The 21,786-nt window shown below is 59.4% G+C and carries 19 protein-coding genes and 3 pseudogenes; 17 read left to right on the forward strand and 5 right to left on the reverse strand.

What is annotated here, in order from left to right:
* Positions 1–41: 41 nt before the first annotated feature.
* The 3 genes and pseudogenes from ACFQND_RS04135 to ACFQND_RS04145 all read right to left on the reverse strand — a co-directional run.
* Positions 42–851, reverse strand: a pseudogene (locus ACFQND_RS04135) (IS3 family transposase); the annotation flags it as partial.
* A complete protein-coding gene (locus ACFQND_RS04140) occupies positions 836–1,198 on the reverse strand; it encodes a transposase (RefSeq protein WP_377412438.1) in 363 nt (120 codons plus the stop codon). The pseudogene ACFQND_RS04135 and the gene ACFQND_RS04140, both read right to left, overlap by 16 nt.
* Before the next feature lie 35 nt (positions 1,199–1,233).
* Positions 1,234–3,423, reverse strand: a pseudogene (locus ACFQND_RS04145) (hemagglutinin repeat-containing protein); the annotation flags it as partial.
* A gap of 74 nt (positions 3,424–3,497) precedes the next feature.
* Here ACFQND_RS04145 and ACFQND_RS04150 point away from each other — a divergent pair.
* The 6 genes from ACFQND_RS04150 (at position 3,498) to ACFQND_RS04175 (ending at position 10,153) form a co-directional block, all read left to right on the forward strand.
* Positions 3,498–4,160: an SPASM domain-containing protein gene (locus ACFQND_RS04150; RefSeq protein WP_377412441.1), complete on the forward strand. Its 663-nt coding sequence runs from the start codon at positions 3,498–3,500 to the stop codon at positions 4,158–4,160.
* Between the two features lie 311 nt (positions 4,161–4,471).
* Entirely contained in the window at positions 4,472–5,140 is a 669-nt protein-coding gene (locus ACFQND_RS04155; protein ID WP_371437932.1) for a GntR family transcriptional regulator, read from the forward strand.
* Positions 5,137–6,624 (forward strand): malonyl-CoA decarboxylase, encoded by a 1,488-nt coding sequence (locus tag ACFQND_RS04160; RefSeq protein WP_371437931.1) that lies wholly within the window; start codon positions 5,137–5,139, stop codon positions 6,622–6,624. Before ACFQND_RS04155 ends, ACFQND_RS04160 begins: the two co-directional genes overlap by 4 nt.
* A gap of 81 nt (positions 6,625–6,705) precedes the next feature.
* Positions 6,706–7,716, forward strand: coding sequence for a Bug family tripartite tricarboxylate transporter substrate binding protein (locus ACFQND_RS04165; RefSeq protein ID WP_371437930.1), 1,011 nt, complete (start codon positions 6,706–6,708; stop codon positions 7,714–7,716).
* 95 nt (positions 7,717–7,811) lie between these two features.
* The gene (locus ACFQND_RS04170) at positions 7,812–8,594 is read left to right on the forward strand and encodes an enoyl-CoA hydratase/isomerase family protein (RefSeq protein ID WP_371437929.1); all 783 of its coding nucleotides are present in this window, start codon (positions 7,812–7,814) and stop codon (positions 8,592–8,594) included.
* A 35-nt stretch (positions 8,595–8,629) separates the two neighbouring features.
* Positions 8,630–10,153 (forward strand): malonate--CoA ligase, encoded by a 1,524-nt coding sequence (locus tag ACFQND_RS04175; protein ID WP_371437928.1) that lies wholly within the window; start codon positions 8,630–8,632, stop codon positions 10,151–10,153.
* Positions 10,154–10,232: 79 nt separating this feature from the next.
* Here the strand turns inward: ACFQND_RS04175 and ACFQND_RS04180 are convergent, their stop codons facing one another.
* Positions 10,233–10,682: a universal stress protein gene (locus tag ACFQND_RS04180; RefSeq protein ID WP_371437927.1), complete on the reverse strand. Its 450-nt coding sequence runs from the start codon at positions 10,680–10,682 to the stop codon at positions 10,233–10,235.
* Between the two features lie 106 nt (positions 10,683–10,788).
* Between ACFQND_RS04180 and ACFQND_RS04185 the strand changes: the two genes are divergently transcribed.
* From ACFQND_RS04185 to ACFQND_RS04225, 9 genes and pseudogenes are all read left to right on the forward strand, one after another.
* Positions 10,789–13,140, forward strand: a complete 2,352-nt coding sequence (locus ACFQND_RS04185) for a heavy metal translocating P-type ATPase (protein WP_371437926.1) — start codon at positions 10,789–10,791, stop codon at positions 13,138–13,140.
* Positions 13,140–13,265: pseudogene (gene ccoS, locus ACFQND_RS04190) on the forward strand (cbb3-type cytochrome oxidase assembly protein CcoS); the annotation flags it as partial. The gene ACFQND_RS04185 and the pseudogene ccoS, both read left to right, overlap by 1 nt.
* 129 nt (positions 13,266–13,394) lie before the next feature.
* Positions 13,395–14,873, forward strand: a complete 1,479-nt coding sequence (gene ccoN / locus ACFQND_RS04195; RefSeq protein WP_371437925.1) for a cytochrome-c oxidase, cbb3-type subunit I — start codon at positions 13,395–13,397, stop codon at positions 14,871–14,873.
* Positions 14,874–14,888: 15 nt separating this feature from the next.
* Positions 14,889–15,494 (forward strand): cytochrome-c oxidase, cbb3-type subunit II, encoded by a 606-nt coding sequence (gene ccoO / locus ACFQND_RS04200; RefSeq protein ID WP_371437924.1) that lies wholly within the window; start codon positions 14,889–14,891, stop codon positions 15,492–15,494.
* Positions 15,495–15,507: 13 nt separating this feature from the next.
* Positions 15,508–15,645 (forward strand): cbb3-type cytochrome oxidase subunit 3, encoded by a 138-nt coding sequence (locus tag ACFQND_RS04205; RefSeq protein ID WP_371437923.1) that lies wholly within the window; start codon positions 15,508–15,510, stop codon positions 15,643–15,645.
* Between the two features lie 11 nt (positions 15,646–15,656).
* Positions 15,657–16,607: a cytochrome-c oxidase, cbb3-type subunit III gene (gene ccoP / locus ACFQND_RS04210; RefSeq protein ID WP_371437922.1), complete on the forward strand. Its 951-nt coding sequence runs from the start codon at positions 15,657–15,659 to the stop codon at positions 16,605–16,607.
* Between the two features lie 71 nt (positions 16,608–16,678).
* Positions 16,679–18,106: a cytochrome c oxidase accessory protein CcoG gene (ccoG, locus tag ACFQND_RS04215; RefSeq protein ID WP_371437921.1), complete on the forward strand. Its 1,428-nt coding sequence runs from the start codon at positions 16,679–16,681 to the stop codon at positions 18,104–18,106.
* Between the two features lie 35 nt (positions 18,107–18,141).
* A complete protein-coding gene (locus ACFQND_RS04220; RefSeq protein WP_371437920.1) occupies positions 18,142–18,435 on the forward strand; it encodes a FixH family protein in 294 nt (97 codons plus the stop codon).
* Positions 18,422–18,682 (forward strand): hypothetical protein, encoded by a 261-nt coding sequence (locus tag ACFQND_RS04225; RefSeq protein ID WP_371437919.1) that lies wholly within the window; start codon positions 18,422–18,424, stop codon positions 18,680–18,682. The genes ACFQND_RS04220 and ACFQND_RS04225 overlap by 14 nt, the downstream gene beginning before the upstream one ends.
* On the opposite strand, the gene fnr is transcribed toward ACFQND_RS04225, so the two are convergent.
* On the reverse strand, positions 18,676–19,395 hold the full coding sequence (gene fnr, locus ACFQND_RS04230; protein ID WP_371437918.1) for a fumarate/nitrate reduction transcriptional regulator Fnr: 720 nt from the start codon (positions 19,393–19,395) through the stop codon (positions 18,676–18,678). The two genes, ACFQND_RS04225 and fnr, sit on opposite strands and share 7 nt — an antisense overlap.
* A gap of 194 nt (positions 19,396–19,589) precedes the next feature.
* Between fnr and hemN the strand changes: the two genes are divergently transcribed.
* Both hemN and ACFQND_RS04240 read left to right on the forward strand, forming a co-directional pair.
* Positions 19,590–20,972, forward strand: a complete 1,383-nt coding sequence (hemN, locus tag ACFQND_RS04235; RefSeq protein ID WP_371437917.1) for an oxygen-independent coproporphyrinogen III oxidase — start codon at positions 19,590–19,592, stop codon at positions 20,970–20,972.
* Positions 20,972–21,661, forward strand: a complete 690-nt coding sequence (locus ACFQND_RS04240) for a sulfite exporter TauE/SafE family protein (RefSeq protein WP_371437916.1) — start codon at positions 20,972–20,974, stop codon at positions 21,659–21,661. Before hemN ends, ACFQND_RS04240 begins: the two co-directional genes overlap by 1 nt.
* Positions 21,662–21,786 lie beyond the last annotated feature (125 nt).

Here is a 21,786-nt window from a genome sequence, read left to right on the forward strand (position 1 = left end):
TGGAGTGAACCCCTTGGGCTGGACCACTGGGTTCATCAGAATTAAGCCGCCTCCTGAGCGAGTTGCAATTCAAATTCGTTGGGTGAACGGTAGCCGAGTGCTGAATGAAGCCGCTTGGCGTTGTAGACCTCTTCGATGAAGCGAGGCAACCGTGTTGCCACATCCGCGAAGGTCTCGTAGCCGGCCAAGTACACCTCCTCGACCTTGAGCGTCTTCATAAAGCTCTCAGCTTGAGCATTGTCATACGGATTGCCAGGCGAGCTCATTGAGCCGCGAAGCCCCGCCTCCTGCAGTGCTCGCCGGTATGTGTCGCTCGCGTATTGACAGCCGCGATCCGTGTGATGGATGCAACCCGGTGATGGTCGTCGGTTCTCAAGCGCGCAGCGTAACGCTGCCAACGCCAGTGGCGTGTCAATGCGGCGGGAGATCGCGTAGCCCACGACCTTGCGACTGCACGCATCTAGGATGGCCGCCAAGTAGCAGAAACCGGTCTCGATGCGGATGTACGTGAAGTCGGCGACCCACACCAGATCAGGGCGGCTCGGGATTACATTGCGATAGAGATTCGGGAAGATCAGCGAGTCGTGATTACTGTCGGTGGTGCGCACGAAGCGCCTGCGAGGCTTGATGCCCAGGCTGTGCGCCTTCATCAAGCGCGCCACGCGCTTGTGATTGACGACATGGCCACGTCGGTGCAACTCGTGCGTGACCCGTCGGTAGCCGTAACCGGGCATCTCGTCTTGAATGGTCTGAATGAGCTCAACCAACTGGTCATCTGCTAAGCCGGTGGTATTTGCCACGGCGCGGTAATAGAAGGTGCTGCGCGGTAGTTCCATCACTTGGCACCCCCGCCGGACGGAGCAGGCTTGGGGCCGGTGATGATGGAGGAGCGCTCGTTGTCGCTCACGAGGCGCAGGCGCGGAGTTTTTTTGACCAGTTCCAGCTCCATCGTGAGCTGCCCTACTTTGCGCTCCAGGGCGGCGATCTTGGCCTCGTACTCGGCAATGGCGTCCGCCTCAACCTCCTCGGTGCTGAGCTCACCGCGATCGAACTGCGTCAGCCACATCTGGATGAGATTGGCAGACAGTGCATACTTCTTCTGCGCGTCACGGCGCCCGAGCGCGCCTGAACGAATGTCGCTGCACAGCTGCAGCTTGAACTGCGCAGTGTGCCTGCGGTAGGGACCTCTTGATGACATGGACCTTCTCCTTTTATGAAGGCCCAGAAAGCGTATCAGTTCATCTGTTCCCAGTGGTCCAGCCCAAGGGGTTCACTCCACACGTAAATCCCACCTTGATTTCCGACTGAGCCAGAATAAACAGTCGTCCCGGCTGGTATTTTTATAGCGTAAACCACATTAATTGGTGAGGAACCTGTAATCTCGCCAGTTCTTGGATTTATCCATTGCGGCTTAACAGCGGTATCTATCCTTACTTGCGCTGCCGAGGTAGGAGGTGTCGTACTAAACCATTGCCCCAATGCCTTACCTTGTGAGTCACCCCCGCGATAGAAAATGACATCGTCCGTCAAGACAGAGGATGAATATTTTCCAGCAGGAAAATTTGAAGCTGGGTTGCCGGGCAAATAAGCCAATGGGCCAGGGTTACTCACCATATCGTAGGTTCCCTTAAGTTCACCTAGCGACTTGCCGCCATTTTGATTGGCATATACATTTTGCAAATCGGCGTTGATGTTGTTTACTATCTTCGTCTGCTCCACTTGCTTGGCCTGCGCCGCTTTGTAGGCCGCGTTCTCAATCAGGGCTGTAATTGAATTGTTGACCTTACCGATTGCGCGAATCTCTGCAGTCCCCGCGGCATCAAATGCAAACCCCATCGCGACGATTTCCTTGTCGGTCATCGTTGAGATATCAAAGTTGCCGCCGTTCATCGTCATAAAACCAACACGGATGGCGTTGTTGGCCGATGCGATCTGGTTGTCCACCACCCTGATCTGATTACCCAAGTCCGCCTTGATGTTGCTGTCAATGGCTTGCGCTTGTTGTCTCTGAAGGTCTTCTTTGTAAGTTCGCAAATCACCAATGTCGGCTGTGGCCGAGGTAATTGTTGACACGCAGGACTGCGCTGAGGAGAAGCAGGCGTTTTCTATGATGGCGCTGTTTTTCACGCCCGTGGTCTGCCGCTCCTTCACAGACTGACCCGGTTTTTGCAGGTCAGCCACTGTCAGGTAGTTGTTGACGGTGTCCGTGAAACCACTGATCGCGCCAGAGGTGCCACCCACTGCGGCGCCAATCGCGGTACCGATAGCGGCCGCCAACGTTTCTTTCAGCGCAATAGGCAAATCAGTTTGCGCAATCTGCTTGCCGATCTCATCTATGGTGGCTTGACTAATACCCGCACCCAAAGCACCCCCGACCCCGCCATTTAATGCTCCCGCCAGCGTATGCAGCAACACCCTGTATCTGCCACCTTCATCCCACGTGCCAGCTTCATCGAGAAGTGCCTGTTTTTTTGCAGGATCAGTCTCTGCGTTGGCCTGCGCTTTTAGATCAGCCATCTGGCCTGCCGAGAAGCTGGCTACCGCCTTGGGCGCTTCCTTCGTGAAAGCCTGCATGATCTGGACCTGCGCATTGATCTCAGCTTGAACCTTGGCCGTATCAAAGATCGGTTTGAGTCCAGTCTCTGCGTCACCCGTTCTGACCGCTGTGTTGCCCGCAATACCGCTGATGCCCGCCGTGGTCACGCTGCTGGCTTCTCCCTTGGCGCTACCGATACCAACGCCAACACCGTTAACCCCAGGCTTGTTGGGCTGCGTCCCCACATCCACACTGATGCCTGCCGCACTGCCGTTGAAGCTCGCGCTGTTCTGGATATCACTTGTCGTGAGCGTGCCACCAGTGGTGAAGCTGTTTTTGCTGTTATCCACCGCAGCCTGGGTGCTGGCAATCACACCACCCTTGAGGTCGGTGTTGTTATTGACACTGACCTGAAACCCCCCATCCCCGGCCTTGATACCGCTTTGCTGTCCCACACTTGCAAAGTTGCTGTCGATCTTGCTCTGGCTGGCGCTGATGCCTCCGCCGGCGATGTCTCCCGAGCCGAAACTGACTGAGCCGCCTGCGCTACTTTGCTGGCTCTTGTAGGTGCTGGTGTCCTGCAAACTCTCGATATTGAGGTTGCCGCCCACGTCGGCCCTGACGGTGTTGGCCGTAACGACTGCGCCCTTGAGGTTGGTGTCCCCACCGCTTTGCACGATGGCGGTGTTGCCTGCAACAACCTGGGTGTTGGTGTAGCTGGTGTCGCTTCCATTGGCTTGCCCCGAGCCTTTGCTGGCGCTGGCGTTAAAGCTCGGGCCGGCGCCGCCGGGGCCGACACCAAAGCTCACGCCCACGCTGCCCGAGCTACTGGAGTTGGTGCTGCTCTGGCTGGCGGTGTTCTGTGCGGCGAGCAGCTTGACCTGGTTGTCTGCGGCAAGNTAACCGGGTCAGTTTTCGACGGCATTCAACACGCAAAAAACATCGTGTCAGTTTTAACGTTGTGCTGACGCCGGCGAATGCCAATATTCGCGTTACCCGGCAGTGGTTGGCGAACAAGCTTGATGATGAAGAGCTGATGCTGGAGGTCGAGGGTGTTGTCTCGATCTACGATGACCAGACTTTGGCTGCCTCCGGCTATTGGGCCAAGGAGGACTACGAGCTGTTGCATCAGAGCATCGTTGACGGTTTTTCGGATGGGCAGGCCTTGATGTTTCGCAGCGTTTCTTCAAAGGCCATGGATTTCATTCAATCGCTCAAGAACCAGCGGCCATCCTCGGCGCTGGGTCAAAAATGCGGGATGGACGATCCACACCAGCTGGCGGTGGATCTGAAGGGCAATGTCATGACTTGCCAGAACACGGGGGCCAAGGGCAAACACAAGATCGGGCACGTCAGTGCCATGAAAGATGTGAGGCTGACGACTGCAACCCATTGGTCGCACAGGGAGAGTTGCCGTCATTGCCCGGTTCTTCAGCTTTGCAAAGGCTCATGCATGTTTTTGAATGATGACTTGTTTGCGCAGTCTTGTGAGAACGAATACCACTACAACATGGCTATTCTTGCGGGCGTGCTGCAGAGCGTCACGGGTTTGTGCCTCAAGTCGGTGACTGGTGACATACGCCGGCCAAAGCTAAAGCGAGTTATTAGGGTTGCGGCTGTTTAGCGCATTCGCTTTGCCGGGGTCAATTGATTTTGGAAATCCCCGAGGGCGATCGTTCCGGCGGCGTTCGATATTCCGGCTACTGCAACGCTTGTTTTGATAACGAGGCTCAGGCGGTACAGGCCTGATACGCGGGATGTTGTCTAGGCTTGGGAGGAGCTTGTTGGGTGCTGATTACTAGCCTCAAATTTCATAATTACGGGTAATTACTAGAAATAATGTGACTTTGCCCGTGTTAACGTGTGCTCTACAAGCCCAAAACAGCTAGCTTAATCATTTATCTTCCGTCAACCAGCTCTCAACCGGCCCGTACCATGCGTCTAGTCCAAAACTCATTGCATCAGGAAGTCGCCGATACCTTGCGTGAGCAGATCTTTGACGGTTTGCTGGCGCCGGGCAGTTTTGTGGATGAGGTGGCGCTGTGCGAGCGGCTGGAGATTTCGCGCACGCCTTTGCGTGAGGCGCTGAAGGTGCTGACGTCCGAGGGCTTGCTGCGCCATGAGCCGCGGCGGGGCTGTTTTGTCAATGAGGTGACGGAGCAGGACCTTGACGAGATTTTTCCGGTGATTGCGTTGCTGGAAGGGCGCTGTGCTTATGAGGCGGCGCGCAACGCGACGGATGCCGACCTGGTGGAGCTGACGGCGCTGCATGAGCGGCTTGATGCCCATGCGCAGGCTGGGCGCATCACGGACTACTACGCGACCAATTTTGCGATTCATGAGGCGATTATTTTGTTGGCCAACAACCGATGGCTGGCGCAGGCGATTGCCGATTTGCGCAAGATATTGAAGCTGTCGCGGCTGCAGTCGCTGGGTGCGCCTGGCCGGCTGGCGCAAAGCCTGTCGGAGCACATGACGGTGTTTGCGGCGCTGAAGAGCCGTGACAGTGAAGGCGCCGAGGCTGCCATGCGCACGCACCTCACGCGCCAGCGTGAAGCCCTGCGTGAACTGGCGCGCAGCCAGCGTTCGAGGTTTGCATCATGACGGGCCCGGGCTGGCTCAACCGCAGCGTTTCCCGCCTCGCGGGCGAGAAAAAAGAATCAAAAATGCCCGTGGCCGCCGTGGATGACGCACAGCATGCTCCTAAAAAGATAGTGAATTCGGCGCCGGCCGATGGTTTGCCGGTGGGCCGCTCGACGCGTGAGCGCCTGAATGCGACTTTGCGGAAAAAAGAAGAGGCACTCTCGCCGCGCGTTTTGCGCCGCACGCTCCTGGAGTTGCAGGCCATCGTCGATCCGCGGGTCAGCGAGGTGGAGGGCGGGCGCCGGGCCATGGGCGTGGCCGGCTGGTATGCGAAGGCCGCGCCCAACGAGCGGCGCGACATGTGGCTGCTGATGAGTGAGCAGTTTGTCGCGGATGCGCAAAAAACAAAGCTGGCGCAGGAGCAGTTTGCAGCTGCGGTGGGCACGCCTGACGAGGCGGCGGCCGAGGTGCGTTATCGCCGTGCCACGGTGTCGCCGCGCCGGCGTTTGCTGCAGCGCTTCAGCGCCTTCCCGGAGGGGATACGGTTTCTTGTGGATTTGCGCGCCGACATGCTGCCGCACCTCAAGGCCGACAAGCGCCTGCAGGCGCTGGATGTCGAGATGGAATACATGTTCTCAACCTGGTTTGACGTGGGTTTCCTTGACCTGCGCCGCATCAGCTGGGACTCGCCCGCGTCGCTGATTGAAAAGCTCATCAAGTACGAAGCGGTGCACGACATCAAGAGCTGGTCCGATGTGAAGAACCGGCTGGACTCGGACCGCCGTTGCTACGGGTTCTTTCACCCGCGCCTGCCCGATGACCCGCTGATTTTTGTGGAGGTGGCGCTGATTGACAAGATGGCCGGCAGCATCACTCCGCTGCTTGACGAGTCGGCGGATGCGGCGGATTTGAACAAAGCGACGACCGCGATTTTTTACTCCATCAGCAACACGCAAGGCGGTTTGCGCGGTGTGAGTTTTGGTGATTCTCTGATCAAGCGTGTGGTTGAGACGCTGAAAGATGAATTCCCCAAACTCAAGGTGTTTGCCACGCTGTCGCCTATCCCGGGCTTTCGCAGCTGGTTGAACAAAAATGCCGGCGCCATGTTGGACAAGCTGGATGACAAGGCGCGCTCGGCACTTGGCCGCGCCGTGGGTTTTGAGCCGCCGTCTGCCGGGCATTTTCTCAGTGCCGCCGACGATGCGCTGGCACTGCCCGAGAAGTCGCCTGTGCGTTTGATGCTGTTGCGTTGTGCGGCGCAGTACCTTGGGCATGTCTCGGACGATGCCAGGCCGGCCGATGCGGTGGCGCGCTTTCACCTTGGCAACGGTGCGCGGGTGGAGCGGCTCAACTGGGCTGGTGATCCTTCCGGCAAGGGGCTCAAGCAGTCGTACGGCTTGATGGTGAACTACCTGTACGACCTGAAGCGGCTGGACAAGCACCGGGCCCTGCTCGCGCAGGGGAAAATCCCCGTATCGGGGGAAATTGAAGATTTGTATATTTGATTCGCAGAGATCGAATGTATACGTAGTATTCGTGGCAGGTGGTGGTTTCGGTTTTCAATTTAATAACGACAGGAGACAAAAATGAATTTCAAGCTTGATATGACGGTGGGCCTGGTAGCCAGCCGGCGTGATGTGTTGCGCACGGGCGCAGCAGGGCTGGCGTTGCTTTCCATGGGCAGCTACGCGCAGTCCACCTGGCCGTCCAAGCCCGTGACGGTGATCGTGCCTTTTCCTGCTGGCGGCGGCACCGATGCATTTGCCCGGCCGCTGTCCGGTCAGTTTTCCAAGCTGACCGGCAAGCAGCTCATCATTGACAACCGTGGCGGGGCAGGCGGCACGCTGGGCGCCAGCATTGCGGCCAAGGCTGTGCCGGACGGCTATACCCTGTTCATGGGTGCGGTACACCACACCATTGCGCCGTCGATGTACCCGAAGCTGGACTACGACATCGAAAAGGATTTTGTGCCGCTGGCCCTGCTGGCCAATGTGCCGCAGGTGCTGGTGGTTAACCCAAAGAAAATGCCATTCGCGGATTTCAAGTCTTTTATCGAAGCGGTGCGCAAGGCTCCGGGCCAATACAACTACGGCTCTGCCGGCGCGGGTACCTCGCACCATCTGGCGGGCGAGCTGTTCAAGCAGCAGACAAAAACGTTTATCACGCACATTCCCTACCGCGGCGCTGGCCCGGCCTTGCAGGACTTGATCTCCGGCAACGTTGACATGATGTTTGACGGGCTGGGCTCGTCGGCCGCGCACATCAAGGGCGGCCGCATCAAGGCGCTGATGGTGTCCGGCACCAAACGCAACCCGGCTTTTCCCGATGTGCCTTGCGCTGCGGAAGTGGGCCTGCCCGACTACACCGTGACCACCTGGTACGGCATGTGGGCGCCCAAGGGCACGCCTGCCGATGTGCAGGGCCGCATCGTTGAAGATATTCGCAAGGCCGCAGCCACGGATGAGCTCAAGGCCATCTGGGCCAGCAACGGTGCGGAATTCGGCAACCTGACACCACAACAGTTTGGCGCCTTTGTGAGCGGTGAAGTCAAGCGCTGGACAGCGGTGGTAAAAACCTCCGGTGCCAAGCTGGAGTAACCTGGCGCCATTCCTTTTTACCGTTCTCCCTGAGCTTGTCGAAGGGCTTCGACAGGCTCAGCCTGAACGGGTTTTGAGTAATCTCTATTTCTGTAATGACTGCAACTGTTTCCCTGGATATTTCCGGCGCGCTTGCGCGTGTCACCCTTTCCCATACCGGCAAGTTCAACGCCATGTCGCGTGCGATGTGGGTGGAATTGCGCTCTGTTTTTTTGTCTATCCAGAACGACCCGGCAATTCGTTGTGTGCTGATAAAAGGCGAGGGCGGGCACTTTTGCGCGGGTGGCGACATTTCAGAATACGCCGGTTTCCGTTTTGCGGAAGCGTCCCTGCGCGATTTTCATGAAAACGATGTGTGGGGCGGCTTGCAGGCCATGCTGGATTGCGATGTACCCGTCGTGGCGCAGATAGAGGGCAACTGCATGGGTGCGGGCCTGGAGATTTCCAGCTGCTGCGATATCCGCATGGCCGCTGAGTCGGCCCGCTTTGGCGCACCGATTGCAAAGCTCGGTTTTCCGATGGCTCCGCGCGAGGCTGCGCTGGTCTTGCGTGCGGTGGGTGAGCTGACAGCGCGCGAGATGCTGCTGTCGGCCGCCGTGCTGGATGCGGCGGAGATGAAGCAGCGCGGCTTCCTGAACAGTGTTGTGGCCGACCCCGAACTTGCTGCGGCCGTGCATTCGTGTGCGGAGCGTATCGCCAGCCTGGCATCGGGCGCCGCACGCCTGAATAAACAGTCGTTCAGGGCCCTGGCCGGCGTATCGCCTGCGCAACCGGCTATAGATTTAATAGCAAATGCCTATGCTTATGCCGATGCACCGGAGCACCGCGAAGGCGTGAGGGCATTTATTGAAAAACGCCAGCCCCGTTTTGGGCGCTAGGCTTTTGTCTGAATTCTTTTTTTGCAGTTTGAATCATGAAAAACCATAACCTGTTTGCCGCGTTGCGTGCTGCCTTTCCCGCATCGCTGGATTCGATTGCCGTTGAAGCCGATAACGGCCTGAACTACTCCTGGCGCGACCTGGACCGCGCCACGGCCATGATGGCCAACCTGCTTGAATCGCTCAAGCTGCCTGCGGGCGCACGCGTGGCGGTGCAGGTTGAAAAGTCGGTCGAAGCCATGATGCTGTACCTGGCGACCTTGCGCGCGGGCTATGTGTTTCTGCCGCTCAACACCGCCTACCAAAGCGCCGAGATCGAATATTTCATAGGCAACGCCGAGCCGGCCGTGGTCGTGTGCAGCAGCAAGAACTTTGGCTGGATCAGCAAGATTGCCTTCAAGGCCGGCACACAAAACGTGTTCACGCTGGATGAGGACCGCACCGGCTCGCTCCTGGAGCGCGCCGCGCATTGCAGCGACAGACACGAGATGGCGGTGGTCGCGAACGGGGATGCGCTGGCCGCGATTCTCTACACCAGCGGTACCACCGGCCGCAGCAAGGGCGCCATGCTGTCGCATGCCAACCTGCTGAGCAATGCTTTGGTGCTCAAGGACTATTGGGGATGGAAACCCGGTGACGTGCTGATACACGCCTTGCCTATTTTTCATGTGCATGGCCTGTTTGTCGCGTTGCACGGTGCATTGATCAACGGTAGCAAGATGATCTGGCTGTCCAAATTCGACCCCCGGCGTGTGGTGCAGAAGTTGCCTGAAGCCACGGTTTTCATGGGCGTTCCCACGCTGTATGTGCGTTTGCTGGCAGAGCCTGGGCTGGACAAACATGCCTGCCGCAACATGCGCCTGTTTATTGCGGGCTCCGCGCCCCTGTTGATCGAAACCTTTACTGAATGGCAGCAGCGCACCGGCCACACCATCCTGGAGCGCTACGGCATGTCCGAGACCGCCATGCTGACGTCTAACCCCTATGCGGGCGCTGAGCGGCGCGGCGGCACCGTGGGTTTTGCGTTGCCGGGTGTGAGCCTGCGCGTGCAGGGTGATGATGGTCAAACCTTGCCGGTTGGCGAGATTGGCGGCATACAGGTCAAGGGCCCGAATGTTTTCAAGGGCTACTGGCGCATGCCTGAAAAAACCAAAGAAGAGTTCACCGCGGACGGCTATTTCAAAACAGGCGACGTCGGCAAGATCGACGAGCGCGGCTACATCACCATCGTGGGCCGCAGCAAGGATCTCATCATCAGCGGCGGCTACAACGTCTACCCGGCGGAGATCGAAGGCTACATCAACGACATGCCCGGCGTGGCCGAGAGCGCGCTGGTCGGTGTGCCGCACCCCGACTTTGGCGAGGTGGGTGTGGCCATCGTCATCGCCAAGCCGGGCATCACGCTGGATGCCGGCTCCATCGTCACCACGCTCAAGTCAAAGCTCGCCAATTTCAAGATCCCCAAGCAGTGTTTTGTGGCGGCAGAATTGCCACGCAACGCCATGGGGAAGGTGCAGAAAAATGCCTTGCGCGAGCAGTACAAAAATCTTTTTACCTGAATCAGCAGCCGCCAGCAGCGGGCTGGCGCTATTGATTCAGGAGCTGGTTGCGCGCGTTACCAAAGGGCTACAGGCAGATTTACCTTAAAACAAGCACCGGTATGTGCGAGTGCGTGAGCACATGCGTGGTCTCGCTGCCCATCAGTACCCGTTTGAGGCCGCGACGACCGTGTGAGGCCATGACGATCAAATCGCACTTGTGCTTTTTGGCCATGGCGATGATGGATTCGGCGATCAGGTCCGATACCTTGGTGACGGCCTTGGCCTTGACGCCCCGGGCCTCTGCGGTGGCCTTGACTTCCTCCACCACGGCAAGCGCGGATTCTGCCCATTGCTTTTCGATGGCGGCAATGTTCCTGTTGTTCGGATTCAGGGATGCGCTGCCTTCGAAATAACTTACCGGGTAACGCGGGATCACCTTGAGTGCAATCACTTGAGCGCCCGTGAGTGCCGCCAGCTCAAGGCCGGTGTCAACCGCCTGGCGGGAAAGCGTCGAGCCGTCGGTTGCAATAAGAATCCGCTGATACATGGCGAGTCTCCTGAAGTGGAAGGGAGTCTTGACTTTAAACCTGTTGATGGCTTCGCGCTTGATCCATATCAATGTGTGTTGCGCTTGCTGCCATTAGTCTTGCCGCATGCAAGCTGCTGCGCTTCCGTTTCCACCTGCTTTGGCGCAATCAGGGTCGTCCTGCGAACCTGACGCGGATCGACTGGCCCTGCTTGACAGCCCGGATGAGTGGGCCGTTTTCAGCCAGCCCTGCGAGCCGTCTGCAGAGTCCGCTCGGGAGCTTTGGGAGTCGCAGGTGGTAGTGCGGGGCATGCACTGCGCGGCTTGCTCCCTGACGCTGGAGCAGTCGCTGCTGGGCGTCAGGGGCGTTGTGCGCGCGCAGGTCAGCGCGGCGAGTGGGCGTGCCAGTGTTGTCTGGTCTGCAGCGCTGACCCGGCCCTCGGAGTGGATGGCCGTGCCGCAGGCGCTGGGCTACCGGCTTCTGCCGGCCTCCGATGCGTTTGCGCCTGACCATGGCCGAAAGGAAGCCCGCCTGGCGCTTTGGCGCTGGCTGGTGGCCGGGTTCTGCATGATGCAGGTCATGATGTATGCCTTCCCGGCCTACATCACGACCCCGGGAGAGATCACGCCGGACATTGAAAAGCTGTTGCGCTGGGCTTCATGGGTTCTGAGCCTGCCGCTTGTGTTCTTCTCAGGCGCGCCATTTTTCGGCAATGCCTGGCGTGACCTGAAGCACCGCAGCATCAGCATGGACTTGCCGGTGGCCCTGGGTATCCTGATCACGTTTGCGATCAGCAGCGCCGCGACCTTTGAACCCCAGGGCTGGTGGGGACGGGAGGTTTATTTTGACTCGCTGAGCATGTTTGTTTTCTTTTTGCTGACCGGGCGCTGGCTGGAGCGGCGCTTGCGCAACCGCACCGCAGGCGCCCTTGACAGCCTGATGCAGAGGCTGCCTGACAGCGTGGAGAGGCAGGGTCAGGATGGCCATTTCGAGCGGGTGGCTGTGCGCCGCCTGCGCGCCGGTGATGTCATCCGTGTGCTGCCGGGGGAGGCCTTCCCGGCGGATGGTCAAGTCATTTCCGGCAACACATTTGCTGATGAAGCGCTGTTGACGGGAGAGTCGCGGGCGGTGGCCCGTCCACAGGGGGCATCGGTGCTGGCGGGCAGCCACAATCTGTCCGCAGCGGTACAGGTGTGCATTGAGCAGGTCGGGCCGGCGACGCGTTACGCGCAGATTGTGTCCTTGATGCAGCGAGCCTCGGTGGACAAACCACGTCTGGCGCTGCTGGCGGACCGTGTCGCCAGGCCCTTTTTATGGTTTGTCTTGTTTGCGGCTTTTACGGCCGCGGTGTTCTGGTGGGGCACTGATCCGGCCCGGGCTCTGATGGCGGCGGTGGCCGTGCTGGTGGTAACCTGTCCATGCGCATTGTCCCTGGCAACACCGAGCGCCATGCTGACAACTGCCGGCCTGCTGGCGCGCAACGGTGTGCTGGTGCGTCGCCTGCAAGCCATTGAGTCGCTGGCGGCTGTCGATACGGTTATTTTCGACAAGACGGGCACCCTGACCGAGGCTCATATGGCCTTGCACAATGTGCAGGTCCGTGCGGGCGTCACTGCCGCGCAGGCCCTGCAGCTGGCCTCTGCCATGGCGCGGCATTCCCTGCACCCGGTATCGCGTGCGCTGGTGGCGCAGGCCGGCAAGTCCGGCCTGCCGGAGCCGGGGCCGGTACAGGTGACGGACGTGGTCGAGGTGATGGGGCAGGGTCTTGAAGGCAGGCTTGCGCCTTCCTCATCTTCGCCTGGGCCTTGCTGCATGGGGCACGTGCGGCTGGGATCAGCCCGGTTTTGCAACGTTGAAAGCCGGCCGGGCGAAGGCATGCTGGTGTATCTTGCGGACGGGCTGGGCTGGCTCGCCCGGTTTGAGTTTGGCGAAGCCGTTCGTGCAGATGCCGCGCTGGCTGTCGCTGCGCTGCAAGCCGTGGGCATGGATGTCCAGATGCTGTCGGGTGACAGGGAGGCCACTGCGCTGCGCATGGCTGTCCGCTTGGGCATTCGCCAAGCGCAGGGCGACTGCACCCCGCAAGCCAAGCTGGCTCACCTGCAGGCACTGCAGCAGCAGGGACGCAAGGTATTGATGGTGGGTGACGGCCTGAACGACGGCCCGGTGCTGGCCGGCGCGCATGTTTCCATCGCCATGGGCCTGGCTGCGCCGCTGGCGCAGGCGCAGTCTGATTTTGTGATCCCCGGCGGGCAACTGATGCTGCTGCCCGCCATGTTTGGCCAGGCCCGCCGCACCATGCGCGTCGTACGCCAGAACCTCCTGTGGGCCGCAGCCTACAACGCAGTTTGTGTGCCGATTGCCGTCGCCGGGTGGATGCCCGCATGGCTGGCCGGCCTGGGCATGGCACTGAGTTCACTGCTGGTTATCGCCAATGCAGCGCGCCTGGCGCACAGGATGCCGCAGGAAGCGGGAAGCTGATGGACATCCTGTTCCTCCTGGTTCCCCTGTCTGTGCTGCTGGCGCTGGCGGTGATGGCATTGCTGGCCTGGGCTGTCTGGTCAGGCCAGTTTGAAGGGCTGGAGAGCGAGGGCCAGCGCATCTTTCTGGAAGAAGAGTCCTTGAACCAGCGGAACGTGCCGGTTGACAAGGATGCTTGATCCACATCAATACAGGCGCGGGCCGTCATTGGCACACTGCGTTATCAGCTTGGACAACAGAGCAGAGGGTTTTTGATGAGTGCAGTACTTTCGACAACATCGACGCGGTTTCCCGCCATTCGGTGGGCGGCTTCGAGTGCCGGCGTATACAACGACAAGGTTGTGCGCCAATTTACCGTGATGGCGGTTGTGTGGGGCGTTGTCAGCATGCTGGTGGGCGTGTTCATTGCTGCGCAAATGGCGTGGCCGGAGCTGAACTTCGGCATCCCGTGGCTCTCGTTTGGCCGCTTGCGTCCCCTGCACACCAATGCCGCCATATTTGCATTTGGCGGTTGCGCGCTTTTTGCCACCAGTTACTACGTGGTCCAGCGAACCTGCCAGGTTCGCATCATCTCCGACAAGCTTGCGGCCTTTCACTTCTGGGGCTGGCAGGCCGTGATTGTGGCCGCTGCCATATCACTGCCCATGGGTTTTACGCGCGGCAAGGAATACGCCGAGCTTGAATGGCCTATCGCCATCCTGATTGCCCTGACCTGGGTTGCCTATGCGGTGGTTTTTTTCGGCACCATAGGGATTCGCAAGGTCCGGCATATTTATGTCGCCAACTGGTTTTATGGGGCTTTCATCATCGCCGTTGCGCTGCTGCACATCGTGAATGCCGCCGCCATACCCGCAGGCTGGATGAAATCGTATTCGGCCTATGCGGGTGTGCAGGATGCGATGGTCCAGTGGTGGTACGGCCACAATGCCGTGGGCTTCTTTCTCACGGCGGGCTTCCTCGGGATCGTCTATTACTTCATTCCCAAGCAGGCCGAGCGGCCGGTGTATTCATACCGCCTGTCCATCGTGCATTTCTGGGCGCTGATCTTCACCTACATGTGGGCTGGCCCGCACCATCTGCATTACACCGCGCTGCCGGACTGGACACAGTCCCTCGGCATGGTGTTTTCGCTCATCCTCCTGGCGCCAAGCTGGGGCGGCATGATCAACGGTGTGATGACCTTGTCCGGCGCATGGCACAAGCTGCGCGACGATCCCATCCTTCGTTTCATGATTGTGGCGCTGTCGTTTTACGGTATCGCTACCTTCGAAGGGCCGATGATGTCCATCAAGACCGTCAATGCGCTTTCGCATTACACGGATTGGGGCATTGCCCATGTGCATGGCGGCACGCTGGGCTGGGTGGGCTTTATTTCGATGGGAGCGCTGTATTACCTGGTGCCACGCATGTTCGGGCAGGCCAGGATGCACAGCATCAAGGCCATTGAGCTGCATTTCTGGATTGCCACCATGGGCATCGTGCTGTACATCGCTTCGATGTGGATTGCTGGCGTGATGCAGGGCCTGATGTGGCGCGCCATCAACCCGGACGGTTCCTTGACCTACACCTTTGTGGAAAGCGTCAAGGCCACCTTTCCGTTTTACATGGTTCGTTTTTTTGGCGGTCTGTTGTACCTGTCGGGCATGGTGTTGATGGCCTGGAATGTGTTCATGACCGCCCGGGCCGGAAAACCGGCTGAAACCGCCATCCCTGCCGCTTTGGCGCATGCCTGAAAGAAGAAGTCCGTCATGTCTTTCTCACACGAAAAAGTTGAAACCAACAACCTGCTGATGATTGTCCTGATCCTGTTTGTGGTGGCCGTAGGCGGCATGGTGGAGATCGTTCCGCTGTTCTTCCAGAAGTCCACGACGCAGCCGATCAAGGGCGTGGTGCCTGATTCGCCTCTGAGGCTCGCGGGCCGCGATATTTATGTGCGTGAGGGCTGCTACAACTGCCACTCGCAGATGATCCGGCCGCTGGTTGCGGAAACCCTGCGTTATGGCCACTATTCGGTGGCGGGCGAGTACGTCTACGACCGCCCGTTCCAGTGGGGCAGCAAGCGCACCGGCCCGGACCTGCACCGAGTGGGCGGAAAATACAGCGATGAATGGCAGCGCCTGCACCTGGTGAGTCCGCGCGACCTGGTTCCCGAGTCCATCATGCCGGCCTACCCATGGCTGGAAAAAACGCCAGCGGATGCGGGATCGATCCAGCAGCACATGCAGGCCTTGCGCGTGGCGGGTGTGCCCTATACCGATGCCGAAATCGCCGCAGCACCTGCACAGCTCAAGGACAAGACCGAGCTTGATGCGATGGTGGCTTACCTGCAGGGCCTGGGCCTCGCGCTCAAATAAGGGAGCTCATCAAATGGATATCAATGTACTGCGCAGCCTGGTGACCGTGGCTGCATTTGTTGTGTTCATCGGAATTCTGGTCTGGGCTTACCTCCCCTCCAGAAAAGAACAGTTTGAAGATGCGGCCCAACTGCCGTTCCGGTCTGAATAGGGGTTGTGGCGATGAGCGATTTCACGAACGGATTCTGGCCCTGGTATGTGGCGGCCATCAGCCTGGTGTCCATCCTGGCCTGTGCGTTGCTGCTGTGGCTTGCTGGCAAGGCGACCGTCAAGGTTCAAGCCGGCCAATCCAATGACAACACCACCGGCCACGTGTGGGACGGGGACTTGCGGGAATTGAACAACCCCCTGCCGCGCTGGTGGATGTGGCTGTTCATCCTGACCGTGGTGTTTGCGCTGGGCTACCTCGCCATCTTTCCGGGCCTGGGCAGCTTCAAGGGCTTGCTGAACTGGTCGGCGGACAGCGAACACAGCCAGGATGTCACGCAGTTTCGCGCGGAGGTTGCACCCCTGTATGCCGGGTTTTCCGCCCAGCCTGTCGAGGCGCTGGTAAAAGATGCACGCGCCCTGGCGGTGGGAGAGCGCCTGTTCATGAACAATTGTGCGCAGTGCCATGGCTCGGACGCCCGGGGCAGCAAGTCCTATCCCAACCTGACCAACGCAAATACGGCTTGGCTTGGCGAACGCAGCGCCGCACACATCGTGCAGACAGTGACCAATGGCCGCACCGGCGTGATGCCGCCCATGGCAGAGGCCGTAGGCGGGGAGGCCCAGATGAGCGAGTTGGCCAACTATGTTCTGTCGCTGTCCGGCAGTCCCCACAACGAAATCAAGGCATTCAGCGGCAAGGCCAGGTTTTCGGCCTGTGCTGCATGCCATGGTATCGACGGCAAGGGCAACAAGACCCTGGGCGCACCAAATCTGACGGATGACTACTGGCTACACGGCTGGGGGGAGGCCGCCATTGTCAACATGATCAAAAACGGCAAAACCAATGTCATGCCGGCTCAGGCGCCCAAGCTGACGGCTGACCAGATCCATGTGGTGGCGGCCTATGTGCTGAGCCTTTCCGGCAGCAGTTTCCCTGCACCTGCGGCCACCCCTAAACCCTGAAAATACAGCGTCGCGTGGCACCTCATTCAGACAGATTTTCCCCGGGACAGCCAGTCATTCCGATAGCGGCCGTGAGTAGCCGGGATGCGGCAGTCGCGGCAGATGACTCCTCCGGCATCGTGTCGCTGTACCAGTCAGAAAAGAAGATCTACGCAAAAGGCGTTTCGGGCTGGTTTAACCAATGGCGCTGGGCCATGGTCTGGGCCACGCAACTGGTGTTTTACGGCTTGCCCTGGCTGACTATCAACGATCGGCAGGCCATGCTGTTTGATCTGGGGGCGCGCCGGTTTTATATCTTCAACCTGGTGCTTTACCCGCAGGACCTGATTTACCTGACAGGCCTGCTGGTTATCAGCGCGCTGTCGCTCTTCCTGTTCACGGCGGTGGCGGGCCGGCTTTGGTGTGGCTACGCCTGCCCACAAACGGTTTATACCGAAATTTTCATGTGGGTGGAGCGCAGGATTGAAGGTGACAGGATAGCCCGGATGCGCCTGGATAAGGGCCCCTGGAGTATTGCCAAAATTTTCCGCAAGACTGCCAAGCATGCGGTCTGGATAACGATTGGCTTGTGGACGGGCTTTACGTTTGTCGGTTATTTCACGCCGATTCGCGAGCTGCTGGGCGCGGTTGGAAGCTGGGCTCTGGGGCCGTGGGAATTGTTCTGGGTGCTTTTCTACGGCTTTGCGACTTATGGCAATGCCGGCTGGATGCGCGAGCAGGTGTGCAAATACATGTGCCCTTATGCCCGCTTCCAGAGCGCGATGTTTGACCGCGACACGCTGATCGTTACCTACGACGGCGCGCGGGGCGAGCACCGGGGCTCACGTCGGCGCAGCGAAGCACTGGCCCAGTACCGCGCCAAAGGTCTGGGAGACTGCATTGACTGCGGCCTGTGCGTGCAGGTTTGCCCCACGGGCATAGACATTCGTGATGGCCTGCAATATGAATGCATCAGCTGCTCGGCCTGCATCGACGTGTGCGACAGTGTCATGGAAAAAATGAACTACCCGCGCGGGCTGATCCGCTACAGCACACAGAACGGCATGGACCAGAAACTGTCCCGTTCCGCGATGTTTCGCCGGGTGCGGCGGCCCCGGGTTCTTGTGTACACGGCGGTGCTGGTGGCCATCGGTACGGGGATGCTGTGGGCCTTGCTGGTTCGGCCTTCGTTCAAGGTGGACGTGGTGCGCGACCGTGGCGCGATGGCCCGCCAGGTGGGCCAGGGTCAGATTGAAAATGTTTACGGCCTGCAGATCATGAATGCAACCGAGCATGATCAGCAGTATGTGCTCAAGGTGGAGGGGATGGCGGGAGCCCGGATTGTGTCCGACGCGCAGGTGGTGGTCGACGCCGCCGGTGCGCGCTGGGTTCCGGTGCGGGTGCAGGTGCCGCCCGATGCCGTGGCTGCGGGCTCTCATCCCATTACCTTTGTGATTTCGAAGCAGGGCGCTTCGCAGGATGAAGTCGTCGAAAAATCGGTTTTCCTGGTACCGCGTTAAGGTGTTTTCCTAATATCCTTGTGGAGGACTTTTTCATGAACCCCGCCAGTAGAGACAGTGCAAACATGCTGCATTCGCCTGAAGTCCGCCCATGGTGGAAAGAGCCCTATGTCTGGATGGTGATTGCCGGGCCGCTGTCGGCGGTGCTGGCCTGTATCGTCACTGCGTTCTACATCATGCAGGGGCCGGACGCCGTTGTATCAGAGGACTCTTACCGTGAGGGGCTTGAGATCAGCCGGGAGGTGAATGCGGCAAAACCGCTGATGCAGCCGGCCCAGACGGGCCGCAACCACAGCGCAACCGGGGGAAAAAGCAATGAAAAACCATGACCAGCCTGAAGCCCAGGGTCTCAAACGCTGGGGACTCATCATCTGGCCGGCCTTTTTGGCGGCCTGCCTGCTTGAAGTGCTGGTTTTTTCGATGATTGACCCTGGCGAGATTCATTGGCCAGGCCTTGAGCTGCAGGCAAGCCGCAAGGGCGTTTATACGGTGGCTTTTTTTATGTTTTGGTTTATCGCTGTGATCAGCAATGGCCTGGTGTTATGGCTTGCCGAGCCTGACGCCATCAATCAATGACACTGGGGCACATTGACAATGCGCTTTAGCGCATCGGCGTCCAGGATGTGGATGTTGCGCTGCTTTACCGCAATCACGCCATCATCGGCAAATTTTGAAAACGTGCGGCTCACGGTTTCGAGTTTCATGCCCAGGTAGCTGCCGATTTCCTCGCGTGTCATGCGCAACACCAGTTCGGATTTCGAAAAACCACGTGCCTGCAGGCGCTGCACCAGGTTGAGCAGGAAGGCGGCCAGCCGCTCTTCGGCCCGCATGCTCCCGAGCAGCAGCATCACGCCGTGGTCCCGCACGATTTCCCGGCTCATGATCTTGTGCACGTGGTGCTGGAGGGCATTGACCTCCCTTGAGATTTCCTCAATGCGGTCGAAGGGCATCACGCACACCTCGGCGTCTTCAAGCGCCACGGCATCGCAGGTGTGCTGCTCGTTGACGATGCCATCCAGGCCGATGATTTCACCGGCCATCTGAAAGCCGGTGACCTGGTCCCGTCCGTCTTCAGTCGTGATGCCGGTTTTGAAGAAGCCGCTGCGAATGGCATACAGCGAGGTGAATTTTTCCCCCGTGTGGAAAAGTGCCGCGCCGCGCTTGACGGTCCGCCGGGTTGCCACCAGTTCGTCAACACGGATCAGCTCCTGGGTGTTTAGGCCAACAGGCATGCACAGTTCGCGCAGATTACAACTCGAACAGGCTACTTTGATGGTTTCTTTGAGCATTTGGGGGCAGTGTGAACAGTCCGGTTGGTGTTTAGGTCGTTTTTCCGTGAAAGAGGCGGCATCCGTCGCGAACGCAACGAATCCATGATGTAGATCAGATTATGCCGATGTGGGACTGCGGAGGGTTTGATACAGGTCAAGGCGAGGGCTGATATTTGGCGGCACAGTGTGCATTCTTCCAAGGAAATCAGTTCATGAGTGTTGTTTCGCCCGACCTGCTGCGCAGATTTGACCTGAACGGGCCGCGTTATACCTCCTATCCGACAGCGGACCGCTTTGTCGAGGCCTTTGCTGCGGATGACTATGCACAGGCGCTGTCGCAACGCCATGGCGGCGCCGCAGCCATGGCGTTGCCGCTGTCCCTGTACGTCCACATTCCGTTTTGCGAGTCCCTGTGTTACTACTGCGCATGCAACAAGATCATCACCAGGCATCACGGCAAGGCCGATGAATACCTGCGTTACCTGGGCCGCGAAATCGATTTGCAAGTGGCCCATGCAGGTATTGGTCAGGTCGTGAGCCAGCTGCATCTGGGTGGAGGCACGCCGACTTTCCTGAACGACATGCAGCTCAGGGCATTGATGGCCCTGTTGCGCCGCAGTTTTTCATTTACCCCGGGTGGTGAGTATTCGATTGAAATTGATCCGCGAACCGTCGATGAGGCCCGGCTTGCAGTGCTGGCCGAACTGGGGTTCAACCGGCTGAGCTTTGGCGTGCAGGATTTTGATCCGGCCGTACAGCGGGCAGTGCACCGTGTCCAGCCAGCGGAGCAGGTGTTCGGCCTGGTTGACGCTGCCCGTTCGAAAGGTTTTGAGTCCATCAATGTTGACCTGATTTATGGCCTGCCCATGCAGACGCCGGAATCATTTGACCGGACACTTGAGCAAGTGACGGCATTGCGGCCTGACCGGGTTGCGCTTTATGCCTATGCGCACCTGCCGGAACGTTTCAAGCCGCAGCGCCGCATTGCAACGGCTGAATTGCCCGATGCCTCCGCCAAGATGGCCATGTTTTCCCGTTCACTGGCGGCGTTTGACGCTGCCGGCTATGTTTATGTGGGCATGGATCATTTCGCCTTGCCCGGCGATGCGCTGGCTGTTGCCAAACGGCAGGGCCGCTTGCACCGAAATTTCCAGGGCTACAGTACCCAGCCCGACTGCGACCTGATTGCGCTGGGCGTTTCCGCCATAGGCCGCGTTGGTGCCACCTACAGCCAGAATGCCAAGACGCTGGAAGAGTATTACGACCATCTCGATCAGGGGCGCCTGCCGGTTGTTCGCGGCCTGGCCCTGTCGCGCGATGATCTGCTCAGGCGCGCCGTCATCATGGCATTGATGTGCCAGGGGCAACTGCAGTTTGAGTCCATTGAGCTGGCTTACCTGGTTGATTTCCGGAGTTACTTTGCGGCAGAGATGGAGGCGCTCGCAGCGCTTGCCGATCAGGGACTGGTTCGTTTGAGTGATTCCGGTATCGAGGTAAGTGCCCAGGGCTGGTTTTTTGTGCGCGCTGTCGCCATGGTGTTTGACCGCTATTTGCAGGCTGACCGCAACCGCGCCAGGTTTTCGAAAATCATTTGATGTCTGCGACCCTTCTAGCCACGGCCTTGCTGATGGGGCTTGCCGGAGGGCCTCACTGCGTGGTGATGTGCGGTGCGGCTTGCGCGGGTATGGGACGTGCTGGCGGTGGGGCCAGCACACTGGCCATCTGGGGTTTTCAGGCGGGCAGGGTTGTGGGGTATTCCACCCTGGGCGGCCTGGCTGCTGCATCAATGCAGGGGCTGGGCTGGCTCAGCATTCATTCCGCGGCCCTCAGGCCCGTCTGGACGCTTTTTCATGTGGCTGCGGCCCTGCTGGGGCTGATGCTGCTCTGGCGGGCGCGCCAGCCTGCGTGGCTTGAGGATTCTGCGCGCGCGGTCTGGGGCCGGGTGCGTTCCATTGCGGGCGGCCAAACCGGAAGGGCTGGGCTTGGTGCGCCGATCCTGCTGGGTGCATTGTGGTCCTTGCTGCCTTGTGGTTTGCTCTACTCGGCCTTGCTGGTGGCTGCGCTGGGCAGCAGCATGCAGGAAGGCGCTGCCGTCATGGCACTGTTTGCCCTGGGCAGCGGTGTTTCCCTGATGGCCGGGCCATGGCTGTGGCTTCGGCTGCGCGGGCAGGGTTCGGGGCAGTGGGCCATCCGGCTGGCCGGCCTGGCGCTGTTCGTGACCTCCCTGGGCGCGCTGTGGATGGGCCTGGTGAACAACACGGCACCCTGGTGTCTGACGCCTTAGAGATGCACCAATCGCGTGCGGCGACACAGCAGGACGTGGCCGCAAGAAGGCCAGAAATAGCTCTTACAATCCGTTTTCCCGGGTGAAGTACAAAGCCCCGGGCGTCTGTTTTCTGACATTCTTCA

Origin of the sequence: Polaromonas aquatica, assembly GCF_042659145.1 — a bacterium.
In the GTDB taxonomy this organism is placed as follows: domain Bacteria; phylum Pseudomonadota; class Gammaproteobacteria; order Burkholderiales; family Burkholderiaceae_C; genus Polaromonas; species Polaromonas aquatica.